Consider the following 16,661-nt stretch of genomic DNA (forward strand, 5'->3'; position numbering starts at 1 on the left):
TACACAAATACACCAAGCATTTGTGTACTTTTTTGCGGTAAATTATGCGGTTAGTGCGCGAGCCAAACGGTCCAGACCGTCACGCAACATGGCTTCGGGGCAGGCGATGTTCATGCGCAGGAAGTCGTTGCCGTTACCGCGGTAGACGTTGCCGGCGGATAGCTGAAGGCCGGTTTTAGCGTGAATCGCATCAGCAAGGGCACCAGAGTCGTGGCTGATATCGCCAGCATCGAGCCAGAGCAGGTAGGTCGCATCAGCGGGCACGAGGCGCAGTTTGATGTCCGGGCGCGCGCAGAAGTCCGCGACCAGCTGGTAGTTATGCTGCAGGTGGCTGCGCAGCTCGGCGAGCCACTGGTGGCCCTTAGTGTACGCCGCGATGGTGCCGGGGATGGCCAGTAAGTTGGGTTCAGCGACCTCGTCCGTGTTCACCCCGCGATTAACGATGGCCCGCAGGTGGGCGTTCGGCACGATGACCGTCGCCGCGTGCATGGCCGCCACGTTGAAGGTCTTGCTGGGGGAGACACAGACGATGAGGTTTTGAATCAGGTCAGCGGGCAGACTGAACATCGGCGTGTAGTCGGTATCGGTGAGACGTAAATCCCCGTGAATTTCGTCACTCAGCAAAGTGACCCCGTTGTCGCGGCACAACGTCGCAATCTTGACGAGCTCGGCGCGGGTCCAAATCCGGCCGATGGGGTTGTGCGGGTTGCACAGAATCATCATCGTGGCCAGCGGGTTCGCGAGCTTCTTTTCCAGGTCGGTGAAATCAATCTGGTAGTGACCTGTTTCCCGATCGTACAGGAGGTCGGAACTAAGCGTGTGCCGGCCGCTGTTTTCGATTGAGTTGTAGAACATGTTGTAGACGGGGGGCGGTCACCACCACGTTGTCGCCGACGTTGCTGACGCGGCGGACGGTTGCGGAGATGGCGGGGATGACACCGGTGGTGAAGATCATCCAGTCGGTGTCGGGGCGGGCGTTGTGTTCAGTGGCGTACCAGTCGGCAACGGCGTTGAAGTAATCGGCGTGGGGTTCTTCATAGCCAAAGATGCCCTGGTCAATTTTAGCCCGCATTGCCTGTTGAATCTCGGGGGCCGTCTTGAAGTCCATGTCGGCAATCCACATGGGTAAGTCGGTCGCGGCGCCGGACCACTTGATGGAATCGGTATGGCGGCGGTCAATCGTGTTTTCAAAATCGTACATTACGTTGTCCTTTCGTTTACTTAGCGGTGTGCTTGAACGGGTTGAGGTAATCGTGCTCGTCGTAGTGGTCAATCTTCACCTTGAGTCGGGCGTAAGTGTCCTGAATCTCGTTCATGCGCTGTTCAATCGTGGCGAGCTGATCGGTCAGCAGCGCTTTGCGGGCGCCGCTGGTCTGCGGCCCCTGCTGGTATAGCTCGATGTACTCGATGAGGCATTCGATGCTGACGCCAGCGTTGCGCATACACTGGGCGAAGCTGCACCAGTCGATGTCGCTGTCGGTGAAGTCCCGGTAGCCGGAAGCGTTGCGGTGGATGTGCGGCACGACCCCGACGCGTTCCCAGTAACGGATGGTGTCGGTTGAGATGTGTAGTTGCTCAGAAACTTCCTTGATGTTCATGAACTCAGCTCCTTCGTATTGGTGGTTAAACTTAGCATAAACCTTGGAGCGGACTTCAAGGCAAGCACTTTGCGTTAAATGTACCTTTTTTTCTGGCGGCTGTGTGACCCCCGGCTGTTTTTCTGCGCGGAACGTGGCATTTTTGCGGCGGCAAATTGTCACGGCGGCAAATTTAATGCTACAATAGCTAGATGTAAACGTTAACATTTTTGATTGTGGGGATTGTCAGTATGCATGAACAAAAAATAATCGCAACGGACATGGACGGGACCTTCCTGAACGACGCGATGGATTATGACCGCGACCGGTTCGCGCGCCTTCATGAACGGATGGTGCGCCATGGTTTTCGGTTCGTAGTCGCCAGTGGTAACCAGTACTTCCAGCTAAAATCATTCTTCAAGAACTTTCCGGATACTATCTATTTGTCTGAAAATGGGGCGCTCGTGCGGGACAACGAGCAGGTGTACTTCCAGTCCGCCTTCCCCCACGATGACGCATTGCGGATTATTGATGCATTAATTGATTACTCTGCGGTGGAATGGACCGCGTGTGGAGCCAAGTCGGCGTACGTTTTGCGGACCGCCAGCGTGGATTACATTAACGACACGAAGCATTACTACCACCGGCTGCAGCTGATTGACAGCCCGGCCGACATTGATGATGAGATATTGAAGTTCTCTACGCACTGTCCGGGCGACGAAACCAAGAATTACGTGGCGACGTACGCGAATCGTTTTGCCGGATTCGCCGTCCCGACCTCTAGTGGTCACGGCGACATTGACATCATTCAGCCCGGCATCCATAAGGCCCGGGGACTCGCGGAGCTCGGGGCGGTGCTGGATGTGGACGCCCAGAACATGGTGACGTTCGGCAACGGCGGCAATGACATCGAAATGCTCAAGTATGCGGGTGAGGGTGTGGCCGTGGCCAACTCCGATCCTGAAGTGCTGGCGATTGCTGATCATGTGGTTGCTAACAATAATAAACAGGGTGTGCTCGACTACATCGAGAAGTTGTTGCGGCCAGAAACACAGCCGGCATAGCACTTTGGGTAGCCAACGTAATATCAGTTTAAGCATGGTTAGTTCTTGAATAAGGCTCATTTTTGAGCCTTATTTTTTTGTCAGGTCGCGGGCAAATGTAAAATAAACATTATCAATATATTCGATTTTTGCTATCATTGAAGTATTAGTTGTAAGACGGTACATGGGAGTGTAGCGCTTTTTTACAAGGTAACGGCGGGGGAAGCCATGGCGATTAATCGCATTTTATTTTCATTTATTCTTGCGCTACTGACCAACGGAATTGTGGCAGTGGGTGCGATGTCCTTCTTTTATTGGATTAACAACAATTCCAACAATCAGTTTGTGATTGCGCACCGGCGCGTGCTGACATTGGTGATTAGTTTCGCTTATTTGTCGTACCTATTTTTGGAGTCATTGAACAATACATATTTTGATCATAGTCAGTTCGGGTACCACTGGACGTTCTTGAACATGATTATTCTGGCGCTGTACTTCCTCATTATGCAGGAAGTCCGGCTTAGTCAGGTGTTACTTGAAACGGTTCTGGTTGCGGCCTATTACGTGTTGTTCACCACGCAATTCACCGTGCTGGGGGTCAGTGCCTGTCTGTGCACGATTGCGCTGATGTTCTGCGCCTACCGTAATGCCCGCCGAATACTGCGCCGCCGCGTACTGAACTACGGGATGCTCGCGGCATTGGGCGCAGCGGCGACCACGATGGTTTACCAGATGGGCAATTACGGGGGCCTTGATGCGTGGTTTTGGGCCCGGCAAATCGGCGGACTAGCAATCGTTGGCATCGTCATGCTGGAATACAGTTACGCAATGGGCGACGTAATCAAGCACGCAGAGCGCGTGAAGGAGCAGGCGACCATCGACGGGTTGACGGGCCTCCTGAATTACAGCTCGTTCACCAATGATTTGATGCAGCACTTCGCCGCCTACAAACAGGGCGATATTGGTGAGTACTCCGTGTTTGAAGTCGACCTGGATTTGTTCAAGCGCATCAATGACACCTACGACCACCTGACGGGCAATGAGGTGCTGCGGGCCATCGCGGACGAATTGACTGGCTGGGCGGCGGAAACTACCGAGGGGGCGACGGCGTACCGGCTTGGTGGTGAGGAGTTCGCGCTGATTGTGGATGCCGAGATCTCGACACAACGGGCGCGGGCGATTGCGAAGGACTTCCAGCGGCGGCTAGCCCGGTTGCGCTTTGGCGATATCGACGCGGACATCCGCTTGACCTGCTCGATTGGCCAGGCGCGGGTGCTTCCGGATGATTACACGCACCACGACGTCTACAAGGCGGCGGATAAGAACCTCTACATGTCCAAACGCAGCGGCCGGAACTTGATTTCGCTGGCACCAGACGCAGATTAAGACAGACAAAACACCCCGAAGCAGCGGCACACGAATAGCCGCTGTCTCGGGGTGTTTCTTTGCGTAAATTTAGCGCACAATCATGACCGAGATTGGTGCGTACTTCGCAATCTTGTTGGCGTTGGAACCGAAGTGGCGGGCCATGCCCTGCTTGGTTTCGGCGCCGATGATGAGTAGGTCGGGCTTGATGCGGGGGATGACGTCCTCCAGAATCACGTCGTCGGGATCACCTTCGCCGACGATGCTGTCGACTTCCTGCACGCCCGCGTCCTTGGCCATCTGCACGTAATTGGCAATCTGGTGGCTCAGTTCCATCCGTTCGCGCTCGATGTGGCCCTTACTCATTGATTCGTAGATGTTGAACGAGCTGGTCTCCAGCACCGACACGATGGTCAGCTTGGCGTCGTCCCGAACGGCACGGCGCAGGGCGTATGCGAACGCTTTTTGCGCGTCGTCATCGCGGTCAACACCGACGAGAATGTGGGTATAATCCGGCTTAGGTTTAATTGGTATATCGGTCATGGGCAAAACCCTCCTTGTGTATACTTAAATTGTAGCACGTTGCGGACTGGAAACGCATACGCAAAAAGCCCCAAATTTTCTGACTGTGCGGAAAATTTGGGGCTGATTACGTTTAGCGGACGACGAGGACGGAAATCGGGGCGTACTTAGCCATGTATGCGGCCTGGCTGCCAAAGTGTTTGGCGATGCCCTGCTTGGCTGCAGCGCCGATAATCAGCAGGTCGGGGTTGAACTGCGGGATGACCGTTTTGACGATTTCTTCGCCGGCGTCCCCCTCGGCAATCACGGTGCGGACGGACCGGATGCCCGCCTTGGTGGCCAAATTGGCATAATCCTGGACGTGCTTTTCTAGTTCTTGCCGCTCGCCGTGGATGTAGTCCTTGGTTAATGCCTGGTAGATGTTCATCTCGTCGGATTCGAGCACCGACACGATGATGAGCGCGGCGTCGTCGGCCTTCGCGCGGTGAATGGCGTACTGGAATGCGGTGATGGCATCATCGGAATCGTCAACGCCGACAAGGATGGTGCGGAAGTCTTTATGCATGGTTATTTTCCCCCTTGCTTGCAATGAGTGCTTGGTTGCTGCGGTGCATGTCGTATAGGCACCAAGCCAGCAGTGCGATGATTAAGCCGATGGTGATGTAGGCGGCAATGTGCGCAATGCCAATTTGCCCTGCGCCCACGAACGCGGCAAACGAGCTGGGCATGTTAATCATGTTGAGGATGGTGAGACCGATAACGGAAATCCAGCCGCAAATCTTGACCCACATGGAGTTCTTGAACTGCTTGCCCATCTCCGCGGCACTGTCGGTGAGGAGCAGTAGTGGCAACATGGAGAACGGCAGGGCGAACGCCAGGAAGACCTGGGAGTTGTTCATGAGTGAGTTAAGGGCTTCGTGCTGGTCCACCTTACTCATCCCGCTTGTCATACCCACGCAAATCAACACGGGGATGACCGAAATCAGCCGGGTGACCAGGCGCCGCGCCCACAGCGGCATCCGTAAGTGGACGAAACCTTCCATGATGACCTGACCAGTCAAGGTCCCGGTGATGGTGGAATTTTGCCCAGAAGCGAGCAAGGCGACGGCGAACATGACGGACAGCACGCCGGACTTAGCAACGGCAATCAGCACGCCGTTACTGAGCATGGACGTGTTGGATAGGGCGTCAAACAAACCGAAGAACGACGGGTCCTTCACGGCGCCGGACTTGAAGACCGCCACCCCCATGATGAGGAGCAGGGAGTTCACGACAAAGGCGAGGGTCAGCTGAATGTTGGTGTCCCAGTTACTGAAGCGCACCGCAGTGGCCACTTCATCCGTGTTCTTGTGGTCGAGCTTACGGGTTTGGGAAATGGCAGAGTGCAGGTACAGGTTGTGGGGCATGACCGTGGCCCCGATAATGCCTAGCGCCCCGCTGAGTGGGGTGATTCCGCCAATTTCGGGCGCAGTGGCAATCGTGCCGGCAGTGGGGATTAAGCCCTTAATCACGCCACCCCAGTCGGGATTGGATAATGCGACTTGGTAGGCGAAGACCAGCAGAATAACCAGGATGAGGCAAACAACAATGGCCTCAATCTTGCGGAACCCAATTTTCGTTAGCAGTAATAATAGCAGCACGTCGAACACGGTGATGAACACCGCAATGACTAACGGAATGTGGAATAGCAGGTACAGCGCAATCGCAGCCCCGATAACTTCGGCGATATCGGTGGCCATGATGGCAAATTCGGTCATAATCCAGAGAATGATGCCGAGGGTTTTACTCGTGCGCGCCCGAATTGCTTGGGCGAGGTCCATCTGGCTGACAATGCCGAGCTTGGCGGCCATGTTTTGCAGGAGCATGGCAATCAAACTTGAGATCAAGATGACGGACATGAGTAGGTACTGGAAGTTTTGGCCCCCAGTGATACTGGTCGACCAGTTGCCGGGGTCCATGTACCCAACGGCAACCAGCGCGCCGGGGCCAGAGTAGGCAAAGAGGGTGCGCCAGAAGCCCTTGCCTTTGGGGACCTCAACCGTCCCGTTAATCTCCTCAAGTGACGGCCCGTTCGCATACTCGATTAGTTTGTGCTTACGGGGTGTTGCTGGTTCTTCAGTCATATTCTCTTCCTTTCTGTCACGTTGCATGCCATCGCGCCGTGACTGCCACAAATGTAGCGGTTCGCTGGATTACCCCAGCGAATTACCATTGAATTGGTGCCCGGCAAAGCAAACTTAGGCGAAGAGCTTGGTAGCTAGTGTGGTCAAGATTGCGGACCAACACCACGGCATTCGCGGCCGTTTGCTTTGCGGTACAGGAACATTGTAATGCAAAACGGGTGGCTGTAAACGCTGGTAGATGGGCATTACAGCCACTTGGTTCCGCTTGCACAATGTGAAAAACAATATTGGTCTACCTAATTAAAGTGCCCGCGGGAAACACCACCACGGGAATCGTCTAAGCACAATAAAGTTCTGGAACGCCGAACTAATTGTTTGGTCAAACTATTTTTGGTGTGCCTAAAATTTTCTGAATCTGGGGTTAAATTTGCTGCTACCGGTTGTATACTATGTGGTGGTGCGAATAATCACGTACCGCAAATCAATGCTGGGTGACCAGTTAAAAAGGTGGATGGACGTTAAGAAGAAGATTGATTTCAGGGTTGGAGGACCATTATGACAACAGATACGCAAGTGCGGAGTGTAAGTCCCGCAGACGATGTAATTATTGATGAACTGACGCGGTTTAACATCTACATGGCAGACATGCAGCGCCGCGATCACGACCACTTAGCAACGAGTACACGCGGGCAGGGTAAGGTGCTCGCGCTGCTAGCGGCCACGCCGAAGCTGACGCAAAAAGAACTGGTGCCAAGGCTCGGCATTAGTCCGGCGTCCGCATCCGAGCTGATGAATAAGTTGGCGCACAAGGGCCTAGTCCGCCGCACGCGGTCCCGCTATGACCGCCGGGTGGTAGAGATTGAGCTAACCGCAGCGGGCCGGGCAGAACTAGCCCGCAGCAAGGAGCACTACACAACGATACTTGGTGATTTAACAGAAGAAGAGCGATGCAGTTTGGTTGCGGTAATCAGGAAGCTGGTTTCCTCTGTTAAGTACCAATTAGCGGATACTGAGTAGTGAGGTAAGTACGTCGTTTGCCACATATGTCAACTGTGATATACTATTTGAAAAACAACGATGAGGTATGACATGGCGGATATTGTTCCCGACGACGTAGATGAGGCGCGCTTAGACGCGGCCGTGCAAGTATTCAAGCTGCTAGCTAATCCGACGAGGCTGCGGATTTTACAATTGCTGGGCACCGGTAAGTTCAATGTGAACACGATTGGTGCGCGCTTGGGTTTAGAACAACCCGTGGTGTCACACCAACTGATTGCGCTCAAGTTGCACGGACTGGTAACCAGCGAAGTTGCGGGTAAGGCCCGCTATTACAGCTTGGTTGACCCCGATGTTTTAACCATTATTCGGGCCGCAGGTGGCCTGCTCTAGAATCAAAAAGGACGCTCCACGCATAATGTGCGCGGGGCGTCCTTTGTTAGTTATAAGTCGGTGAAATCCAGTTCGGCTGGCGTCAGCAGGTATTGCTGGTCGAACTCGGGATCCTGACTGGTTAGAATCTTGGGGCCGTTCTTGGTGATGGCCAAGGTGTGTTCGTATTGGGCAGACAACGTGTGGTCGGCGCTGGTGTAGTACTCCCAGCCATCCGGCATGTACTTGGTGGCCAGTTCCCACGTGCCGAGGTTGACCATGGGTTCAATGGTGATGACCATGCCTTCGCGCAGCCGCATGCCGGTGTGGGGCAGACCGTACGCCTCAACGTCAGGTAGTTCGTGCACGGACGGGCCGATACCGTGACCGATGAGTTCGCGGACGTCACCCATGTGGTTTTCGGTTTCAATCCAGCCTTCAATCGCGTTCCCGATGTCGCCGATACGGTTGCCGACTTGTGCTTGGGCAATCCCACGGTAGAGTGCCTCGTGGGCAACGTGCATCAGGTGGTCGATTTCCGGTGTGCTTTCGCCAATCACGTAACTCCATGCCGAGTCGCTCTGGTAGCCGTGCCAGTTAACGCAGAGGTCCACCTTGAGCAGGTCGTGGTTTTGCAGCTTCAGGCCCTTGCGCGGAACCGCGTGGGCCACTTCATCGTTGATGCTGATGCAGGTGGCGTACTTGTAACCGTCGACGCCCTTCTCGGAAGCAATTGCGTCATGGGCGGTGATGTAGTCATCGACCATGGTTTCGATGTCCCAGGTGTCCATGCCCACGTGCAGCTTACCGCGCAGCATCTGGTGGACGCCGGCTAGAATTGCGCCGGAGTGTGCCATCCCCGCGATTTCGCGGGGGGATTTAAGTGTAATCAATTTTTTGCCCTTCCTCTTCACGAAGCGGGGCAAACTACCGCCGCTTCATGCGTTATGCCTCTAGTCTAGCACTTTGCTGCGATAGGGGGTGTAACGGGCAAAAAGCCGGTGGCACGCGGTTTGCTTGCGGCCGGATAAAGCAAACGATAGATTTTACCCGCCTGCATTGCGCGCGGGGTAATGACACTTGCAGAAAATACATCGGAAGGCTGATTCAGTTCACGGGCGGAACATGTACCTTTACAAATGTGGCAAGGTATCTTCCGTATGTTCATCGGGCAGCTGGTCGCCGAAGACGTGTTCGTCCATTGCCCGGCGCGGATTGCCGTGCACGAAGCCCGCCTTGACGAGCAAGTCAATGACGTTCTTGAAGCTGGCAGCCAGTTCGGTGCGTTCTGCCGGCGACAAGCTATTCAGACTGTCACTGATATTCGCGTGCACCAGTTCCGTTTGTTGTTCCACAATTGCGCTACCCTTAGGCGTGTGGAAGACGTTCACGATGCGGCGGTTCTGCTGATTGTGGCGCCGCTCGACTAAACCGGCGGCCTCCAGCTTACCCACCGTGCGCGAAAGTTGGGCGCTCGACACGCCAATGGCTTTGGCCAAACTCGACATACTGATACCTGAATGGCTGTAGACGGTCATCATCGTCATGATTTCAATGTTCGTTAAGTGTAAGTCAGACAGGTTGATGCTGCGAAAGACGGTCTGGGCGGTTAAGCCGAATAATTCGCTGAACAGGGCAACGTCTGTGTGGTTTTGCTTTGCTTCCATAATTAATACTCCTCCGCGAGCGGTCGATGAATCGCTCTTGGAGTACTGTACCAGATTTTTAAACATTTAACAATCTGCAATAGTTGACAATCGTCAAATATAGTCTATACTTAGAAAATCATAGCACGGGTTCATGCACGTGCATTCACTGGCCAGCACCATGCGGCCAGTCCTGGGGAGGATAACATGCTAGAACTGAAGCACATTAAAAAGTACTACCAGGTCGGCGACACGCTGACCAAGGCCCAAGACGACGTTTCCGTTGCGTTCCGCAAGCAGGAGTTCGTGGCCATCCTGGGGCCAAGTGGTTCCGGGAAGACGACCATGCTCAACATCATCGGGGGTCTGGACCGTTACGATTCTGGGGATCTGCTGATTAAGGGCAAGTCCACCAAGACGTTCAAGGATTCTGACTGGGATGCATACCGGAACAATTCCGTCGGCTTTATTTTCCAGTCCTACAACATCATCACCCACCTGTCGATTATCGATAACGTCGAAATGGGGATGACGCTGTCTGGGGTCGATGCGGCCACCAAGCGCAAGAAAGCCGAAGACGCGCTGATCCGCGTTGGGCTCAAGGAACACATGCACAAGAAGCCAACCCAGCTGTCTGGGGGCCAGATGCAGCGGGTGGCGATTGCCCGGGCGATTGCCAACGACCCTGAGATTCTGCTCGCCGATGAACCAACTGGGGCGCTGGATTCCGAGACCTCGCAGGAAATCATGAAGTTGATCAAGGAATTGTCCAAGGAACGCCTGGTCATCATGGTAACGCACAACCCTGATTTGGCGTACCAGTACGCGGACCGCATCATCAAGTTCGCCGACGGGCAGATTCAAGACGATTCCCACCCCCACGTTGAAGGGGACAAGGAAGACGACTTCAAGCTCAAACGCACCAAGATGAGTTACATCACCGCGCTGCGTTTGTCCTTCAACAACATCCGCACCAAGAAGGGGCGGACGTTCTTGACGATGTTCGCTTCCAGTATCGGGATTATCGGGATTGCCATCGTGCTCGCGCTGTCCAACGGGTTCCAGAAGCAGATCGACAAGACGCAGGCCGAAACCCTGTCGACCATGCCCGTCACCATTAGTCCGGTGGGCACCGATACGAGTGCGGCGATGGAATCCACCAGTCGCAGCAAGAGCTTTAGCAAAAACAAGTACGTCACGGCCGAGACCAGTGCGGCGGACAAGGCCCAGCACGTTAACAAGCTGAACACCAAGTACCTGAATTACGTGAACGGAATGAGCAAGACGCTCGCCAAGAACATTGCGGTGACGTACGGGACGGGGATGAACCTCGTGCGTGATGCGAACGGCAAGTACCAGACCGTTAAGTTCAGTAACGCAAACCCTGATTCCAACACGACGGATACCTCCGCAATGATGGCGGCGGCAACCGGGGTCGGCGGTAGTGTTTACCCCATCGACCGCAACGGGAACCAGAGTTTCCTGAAGAAGAACTACAAGGTCTTGAACGGGGCATACCCTACCAAGGACACCGACATTGTGCTCGTGGTTGACCGCGACAACGTGGTGAACATCAACGCGCTCAAGAACCTGGGCTTCAAGGTTAAAGAAAACCAGAAGTTCGACTACAGCAAGCTCGTCGGCAAGACCGTCAAGCTCGTCACCAACAACGATTACTACACCAAGCTGCCAACCGGGAACTTCATGCCGGGGACGGACTACAAGGCGATGGCTGGTAAGTCTAACACCAAGACACTGACCATTACTGCGGTTGTCCGCGTACGTTCCAAGAAGAGCGACGGACTGCTGGCTAGCGGGATTGCGTACAGTGACCAGCTGACCAAGACGGTGCTGAACGAGAACAAGAACTCCGCCATCGTGAAGGCACAGAAGGCCACCAATAAGAACGTGATGACGGGTGAAACGATGGATGCAACGACTGCTTCCAGCATGCTCACCGTACTCGGCGGCTCCAAGACGCCAAGCTCCATCCAGATTTACCCAACTAATTTCAAGGACAAGGACAAGGTGCTCGATTACCTCGACAAGTTCAACAAGGGTAAGTCCAAGAAGGATAAGGTCATTTACACCGACATGGCCGGAACCGTGTCCGACATGACCGGGGGCCTGATGGACGCAATCACCTACGTGCTGGTCGCCTTTGCCGGGATTTCCCTGGTTACCTCCATGATCATGATTGCCATCATCACCTACACCTCCGTGCTTGAACGGACGAAGGAAATCGGGGTGCTCAAGGCGCTTGGTGCCCGGAAGAAGGACATCACCCGCGTGTTCGACGCCGAAACCGCGATTCTCGGGGTTGGTGCCGGGGTGCTCGGGATTATCATCGCTTGGTTGTGCACGTTCCCAATCAACGCGGTGCTGCTCGGGATGACTGACCTCAGTAATGTTGCCGTCCTGAACCCAGTCCACGCGATTGTGCTGGTCATCATCAGTACCGTCCTCACCATTCTTGGTGGGCACGTGCCTGCACGGATGGCCGCGAAGAAGGACGCTGCTCAGGCATTGCGTGCTGAATAACCGAATATGTTTGCGATAAGGCGCGTCGTCCATGGTGGTGACGCGCCTTTTGCGTGTTCGGTTTCTGCGCGCCGGTCACACTTTTGCCTGATTTTCTTCGTGCACCGTTCACGGTTTGCACACAACTTATCCGTATAGTGAACTCATACGGGGTGCACCGAGTTACGCGGAAGCTGCACCCATAATCTGTAGTTAGGTGGTAGAAAAATTGAGTGGTAGTACGTTATGGTTCGGTATTTTTTTCATTGTGGTTTTGATTTTGGCCCTAATTCTCGGCACGATTAGCACTTCACGGCAGCAACTCATCGCCAAGACCAAGTTCGACCTGGATGACGTCGGCTTGAAGGACCGGGCGAAACTCATCGCGCAGTACTTCAGTCCGCGGACCGGGAAGCTGCGGTCTGCTTCCGGGTTGTTCGCGGTTGTCTTCGTCATCGGGGCGGTCGCGTCCTGGTTTACGGCCAGCAGCGCGGACTATCCTGATCCAACCTGGGTTTACCTCGCTGTGTTTGTCCTGATTGTGGGGGCGCTCGGCACGCTCGCTACTGATGGCCTCGTGATTTACGTGCAAAACAAGATGACAGCTGATTATCAGCAGCAGGTTAAGGACGGCAAGAAGAACGAACTGCAGTTCATGCCCGCCGACGCCAAGGCGGTGGAACGCAGCTGGATGATTCGCGGTGCAGCTTACGTGGCCTTGCTCGGGCTCGTGTGGATTGGCGTAAACTTGGCGCTGTCGACGGTGCTGATTTAACGGAGAAAATCTCGGATCCTTTTCCGGGATTTTTTTAGTGGGCCAGCATGTGCGCCGCATAAATATGAAGAAATAATTCAGTTTGCCTTTAATCAGTTAAGTTATCGGAGACGGTGGATGCTTGGCATTAAGACAGGATGTTATCTTTTAATAAGAACACTGGGAGAAAGTAAGTGGATTTGAACGGCGAATTTTAATGAAAGCGGAATTTATTTTGTAATATTTTTGAAACGCTTGAACTGTTGACTTACAGATGGTACCTTAACCATCGAAGTTTAGGGTTACTTGCTGGGATTGCTTTAGTGGTCGGCTGGTAACGTGAGTGTATGATTTCTAAAATAAATGAATTATTTAATCAGGGGGAATTTCTTTTGAAACGAGTATTGAGTATTGCATTAGTTAGCGCAGTCGCAGCCGGAATCTTTGGGGCAAGTAACATGGTTAATGCTGACACGACGGACACGAGCACAAACACAGACACGACCGCAAACACAAGAGGTTCTGTAATGTTTACGCCAGGGACGCTTAGTTTGTCGAACGTGACTACTGATGCAAAGTTTGCAGGTGCCAGTGTTCAAGACGTTTACACCAAGGGTCTGACCCAAACTGCTGACAATCAGATGACAGCAACAGTAAGTGACTTTCTTGGTGCTGAAAACAGTGCTTGGACCATTACCATTGCGAAGGGTGCATGGGCAAAGACTGGTAGCGATGAAACCTCCTCTACCACTGCACTTGATTCAAGTGCTACGCTGACCGTTGGTTCTAAAGCGTTGACAACTGACGGTGTGAAGGTTACTGAAGGTACAGAAGGGACAAAAACGATTGACCCTATGGATTTGAAATTGGACATTGCCAATAATACACTTCTTACCACCGGTACTTACACCAACACCCTCACATGGACCTTGGCTGATCCAGCCGACCCCAACCAACAATAGGAATATAAACAATGACAAAACATGCCAAAATATTACTGCCCCTTGCCGCATTCGCGCTGGCGCTGGCATTCATATTTCCGATGAAAGTGCAGGCGGCGAGCCTGCCTTTTTCGGTTACGCCAGTCGTGTCGCACCTGCAGCGTGACAAGTCCGAGTCGTATTATGATGTGATTGTTAAACCGGGCACCAGCACCAAGTTGCAGGCGAAACTCGTGAATAACACGAACAAGGCCATTACGGTGAACGCTAAGGTGGCGACTGCCCAGACCAACGATTCGGGGATGGTCGATTATACCGACCGCAAGACTGCTGACAGCACCCTGAAAACCAAGCTCACTGCAATCTTGACGGGGGCCAAGAAGGTTACCATCCCGGCGAAGGGGACAGTAACCTATACGGCAACGCTGGCCATGCCCGCGAATCACGGTGCCGGGATTACAGCCGGGGCGCTGATTTTCAGTCCGCAAACGACCAGCAAAACGAAGAGTTCCGCCAACTTTGCCGTGAAGAATCAGTACCAGTACAGCATTGCCGTCGTTACCCGTAGCGTGGATTCAACGTGGTTGCCGCAGCTCGCTGTTGGCAAAACCAAGATTACGCAGTCTGAATACAAGAACGTCATTGCGCTGCCGCTACACAACACCAGTGCGACGTTCCTGAACCAACTGCGCGTCGAGGCCAAGGCGACCAACGAGACGACCGGTAAGCAGTACAAGCGCACGGTTGCGAACATGCAGATGGCGCCGAACTCGCACTTCGACTACATGTTACAGTTACCTAAGACTGCAGATGCGGGTACCTACAAGGTTACTGCTGTGGCATACTATGTGCAGGATGCTAACGGTGCTTACCGGGCGGCAGATGGCACCCGGTATCAGTACCGCAAGCAGCTGAAGCAAACGGTGGTCCTTACGAAGAAGCAAGCCAAGCAGATGAACAAGACACTGCAGGCAACTAAGGGTGGCCTGCCGTGGTTTGTCTATGCGGTGTCATTGCGGTGCTCGCAATCACCGTCGTTGGGCTCGTGGTCTTCATTATTCGGCGCAAGAAGTAACAACAGTTCAGCAAACGCTGCAAAGTTTGCTGCGTCTTTAAGTGAAAGGAGGAACGCGTATGCGTAAGGTTTTAGCAATGTTGCTGCTACTAGCCACAATCACATGCGGGTTCCTTTTTGCGCGTCCGCAGCAGGCCGCGGCGGCTGCGTATAGCGCCAACAAGCTGGTCGATTACAAGATTCCCACGGATGTGCTGCAAGTGCTGCTAGATAATAGTAGCTACGCGGATGGCCAAACCGCTGCGAATAAGGGCTTAACCCCGGCGACGGTGACAATCGGGGACATTGCGGACCTGACCACCATCAGCCTGGCGACGCGCACGCAAAACGCCGATGGCACTTTCACTTCGGCCCCCAATGATACGGTGGCTGACTGGGTGAACAGTGCAACGGATAAGTCGTTGTACGATATTGATGCCAATGTCTATAATCTGAACCTGGATGGGAAAGTTGATGCGAGTGACGGGCCCTTGGTGACGGAGAAGTTGGTCGTTAATGGGGGAACCGAGTATCCGCCATTCAACTTTCTGATGCAGATTATCGCGTCTGGGAGTATGGCCACTACGGTTGATTTGACCGGGGTGACGAGCAAAATTGCGGATAACGGGAACGCACAGATGTTGATGGCGCTCTTCCAGACAAACCGGCTGCCGAATTTGCAGACGCTGATTTTGAATAACGACAACTTGGGCAACTTGACGGATAACTGGATTCTCGCGTCCACGCTGCTCGGGGTGACTAGCTCACAGCGTGTAACCACGCTCAGTTTGGCGAACAACGGCATGACCAACTTCGCTGAAGGTAGTGCATACTCGATTTCGACTTATCTGACGACACTGAACTTGGCCGGTAACGATATGACGAACATTTCCGGTACCCTGAACGCGATGCTTGCTGAAATCGTTAAGAATAACGGCAGCACCGATTTGAGTAGCGGGACTCTTGATGCCAATAACTGGAACACGCTGAACTATATCACGACATTGATTAACTCGAACTCCGGGACCATTGCGTTGAGTAATAATTCCGTTAACGCGATTGTCAGTGCTGGTACTGGTCAGTACTCGCAGTTCAACCTGAACGATGGCGCTGTGCTGACGTACCTGTCGCAGATGGATGACGCCTCACTTAACGTGCTCAAGGATAACCCAAAATTAAGCGCGAGCACGATGACTGAAATTGATGATCAGATTAATGGTACGGGTTCAACCGCGGCCAACGAGCTGACTGTCTCACAGGGGGTCGATTTTGGCAGTGGCACTATTGGGGCGCTGAACGAGGCACTGACCGCGACGGGGACGCTCAAGATTCAGGCAACGTTGGCCGCCGGGGCCAGCCTCACAGCCCAAGTTAGTGCTTGGACGGCTGGGGATGGGAGCTCGTTTGCGGGCGTATTAACCTTGCCCGCTGCGACCAACAACCTGTGGGAACGCACCAATTTGCAGGCAACGCCCACGGTTATTTACCCCAACAACTCGGATAACGCGGTGCAGATTGACCAGGAGCTGACGGGGATGTTACTGACCGTGCCGGCAGATGAGCAGGCCAAGGTGCGGGCGGAAAAGTACACGGCGCAAATCAAGTGGAACATTGAAGTGGGGACGAGCGCGACGCAAAAGTAACGGCTGCGTTGCGTTGCAGAATATGCACTACCACTAGACGTTGCCGTCCGCCTGCGCTACACTAAGACCAACGCAAATACTTAGGTCACTAAATAAAGGAGTGCA

The 16,661-nt window shown here is 53.8% G+C and carries 15 protein-coding genes and 1 pseudogene; 9 read left to right on the forward strand and 7 right to left on the reverse strand.

All coding sequences use genetic code 11. From position 1 onward, the window contains the following. Positions 1-42 precede the first annotated feature (42 nt). Positions 43-1,201 (reverse strand): annotated as a pseudogene (locus tag FC18_RS05620) (MalY/PatB family protein). Positions 1,202-1,217: 16 nt separating this feature from the next. Beyond that, positions 1,218-1,598: a MerR family transcriptional regulator gene (locus FC18_RS05625; RefSeq protein WP_054678302.1), complete on the reverse strand. Its 381-nt coding sequence runs from the start codon at positions 1,596-1,598 to the stop codon at positions 1,218-1,220. A 230-nt stretch (positions 1,599-1,828) separates the two neighbouring features. On the opposite strand from FC18_RS05625, the gene FC18_RS05630 reads away from it, so the two are divergent. Both FC18_RS05630 and FC18_RS05635 read left to right on the forward strand, forming a co-directional pair. Further along, complete coding sequence (locus FC18_RS05630; RefSeq protein WP_054678300.1) at positions 1,829-2,641, forward strand: Cof-type HAD-IIB family hydrolase; 813 nt, start codon at positions 1,829-1,831, stop codon at positions 2,639-2,641. 207 nt (positions 2,642-2,848) lie between these two features. Further along, a complete protein-coding gene (locus tag FC18_RS05635) occupies positions 2,849-4,006 on the forward strand; it encodes a GGDEF domain-containing protein (protein ID WP_054678298.1) in 1,158 nt (385 codons plus the stop codon). A 69-nt stretch (positions 4,007-4,075) separates the two neighbouring features. Here the strand turns inward: FC18_RS05635 and FC18_RS05640 are convergent, their stop codons facing one another. The 3 genes from FC18_RS05640 to FC18_RS05650 all read right to left on the reverse strand — a co-directional run bounded on the left by FC18_RS05640 (position 4,076) and on the right by FC18_RS05650 (position 6,630). Then, complete coding sequence (locus FC18_RS05640; protein WP_054678296.1) at positions 4,076-4,528, reverse strand: universal stress protein; 453 nt, start codon at positions 4,526-4,528, stop codon at positions 4,076-4,078. Between the two features lie 112 nt (positions 4,529-4,640). Next, positions 4,641-5,072 (reverse strand): universal stress protein, encoded by a 432-nt coding sequence (locus FC18_RS05645; RefSeq protein ID WP_054678294.1) that lies wholly within the window; start codon positions 5,070-5,072, stop codon positions 4,641-4,643. Continuing rightward, the gene (locus FC18_RS05650) at positions 5,065-6,630 is read right to left on the reverse strand and encodes an Nramp family divalent metal transporter (protein WP_056975691.1); all 1,566 of its coding nucleotides are present in this window, start codon (positions 6,628-6,630) and stop codon (positions 5,065-5,067) included. Before FC18_RS05650 ends, FC18_RS05645 begins: the two co-directional genes overlap by 8 nt. 555 nt (positions 6,631-7,185) lie before the next feature. On the opposite strand from FC18_RS05650, the gene FC18_RS05655 reads away from it, so the two are divergent. Together FC18_RS05655 and FC18_RS05660 are read left to right on the forward strand one after the other, a co-directional pair. Beyond that, entirely contained in the window at positions 7,186-7,647 is a 462-nt protein-coding gene (locus FC18_RS05655; RefSeq protein ID WP_054678293.1) for a MarR family winged helix-turn-helix transcriptional regulator, read from the forward strand. 72 nt (positions 7,648-7,719) lie between these two features. Further along, the gene (locus FC18_RS05660; protein ID WP_054678291.1) at positions 7,720-8,019 is read left to right on the forward strand and encodes an ArsR/SmtB family transcription factor; all 300 of its coding nucleotides are present in this window, start codon (positions 7,720-7,722) and stop codon (positions 8,017-8,019) included. Positions 8,020-8,069: 50 nt separating this feature from the next. On the opposite strand, the gene map is transcribed toward FC18_RS05660, so the two are convergent. Both map and FC18_RS05670 read right to left on the reverse strand, forming a co-directional pair. Further along, the gene (map, locus tag FC18_RS05665) at positions 8,070-8,891 is read right to left on the reverse strand and encodes a type I methionyl aminopeptidase (RefSeq protein WP_056975693.1); all 822 of its coding nucleotides are present in this window, start codon (positions 8,889-8,891) and stop codon (positions 8,070-8,072) included. Positions 8,892-9,131: 240 nt separating this feature from the next. After that, positions 9,132-9,665, reverse strand: coding sequence for a MarR family winged helix-turn-helix transcriptional regulator (locus FC18_RS05670; protein ID WP_054678289.1), 534 nt, complete (start codon positions 9,663-9,665; stop codon positions 9,132-9,134). 186 nt (positions 9,666-9,851) lie between these two features. Here FC18_RS05670 and FC18_RS05675 point away from each other — a divergent pair, with 186 nt between their 5' ends. The 5 genes from FC18_RS05675 (at position 9,852) to FC18_RS05695 (ending at position 16,556) form a co-directional block, all read left to right on the forward strand. After that, the gene (locus FC18_RS05675) at positions 9,852-12,185 is read left to right on the forward strand and encodes an ABC transporter ATP-binding protein/permease (protein ID WP_054678287.1); all 2,334 of its coding nucleotides are present in this window, start codon (positions 9,852-9,854) and stop codon (positions 12,183-12,185) included. 208 nt (positions 12,186-12,393) lie between these two features. Next, positions 12,394-12,939, forward strand: coding sequence for a hypothetical protein (locus tag FC18_RS05680; protein ID WP_054678285.1), 546 nt, complete (start codon positions 12,394-12,396; stop codon positions 12,937-12,939). Positions 12,940-13,310: 371 nt separating this feature from the next. Next, complete coding sequence (locus FC18_RS05685; RefSeq protein ID WP_162260708.1) at positions 13,311-13,880, forward strand: hypothetical protein; 570 nt, start codon at positions 13,311-13,313, stop codon at positions 13,878-13,880. An 11-nt stretch (positions 13,881-13,891) separates the two neighbouring features. Next, positions 13,892-15,001 carry a WxLIP family cell surface protein gene (locus tag FC18_RS05690; protein WP_056975697.1) on the forward strand — a complete coding sequence of 370 codons (1,110 nt, stop codon included), beginning with the start codon at positions 13,892-13,894 and terminating at the stop codon, positions 14,999-15,001. After that, a complete protein-coding gene (locus tag FC18_RS05695; RefSeq protein WP_056975699.1) occupies positions 14,994-16,556 on the forward strand; it encodes an autotransporter outer membrane beta-barrel domain-containing protein in 1,563 nt (520 codons plus the stop codon). The genes FC18_RS05690 and FC18_RS05695 overlap by 8 nt, the downstream gene beginning before the upstream one ends. Positions 16,557-16,661 lie beyond the last annotated feature (105 nt).

The sequence above is a fragment of the Lacticaseibacillus sharpeae JCM 1186 = DSM 20505 genome (assembly GCF_001436225.1).
In the GTDB taxonomy this organism is placed as follows: Bacteria; Bacillota; Bacilli; order Lactobacillales; family Lactobacillaceae; genus Lacticaseibacillus; species Lacticaseibacillus sharpeae.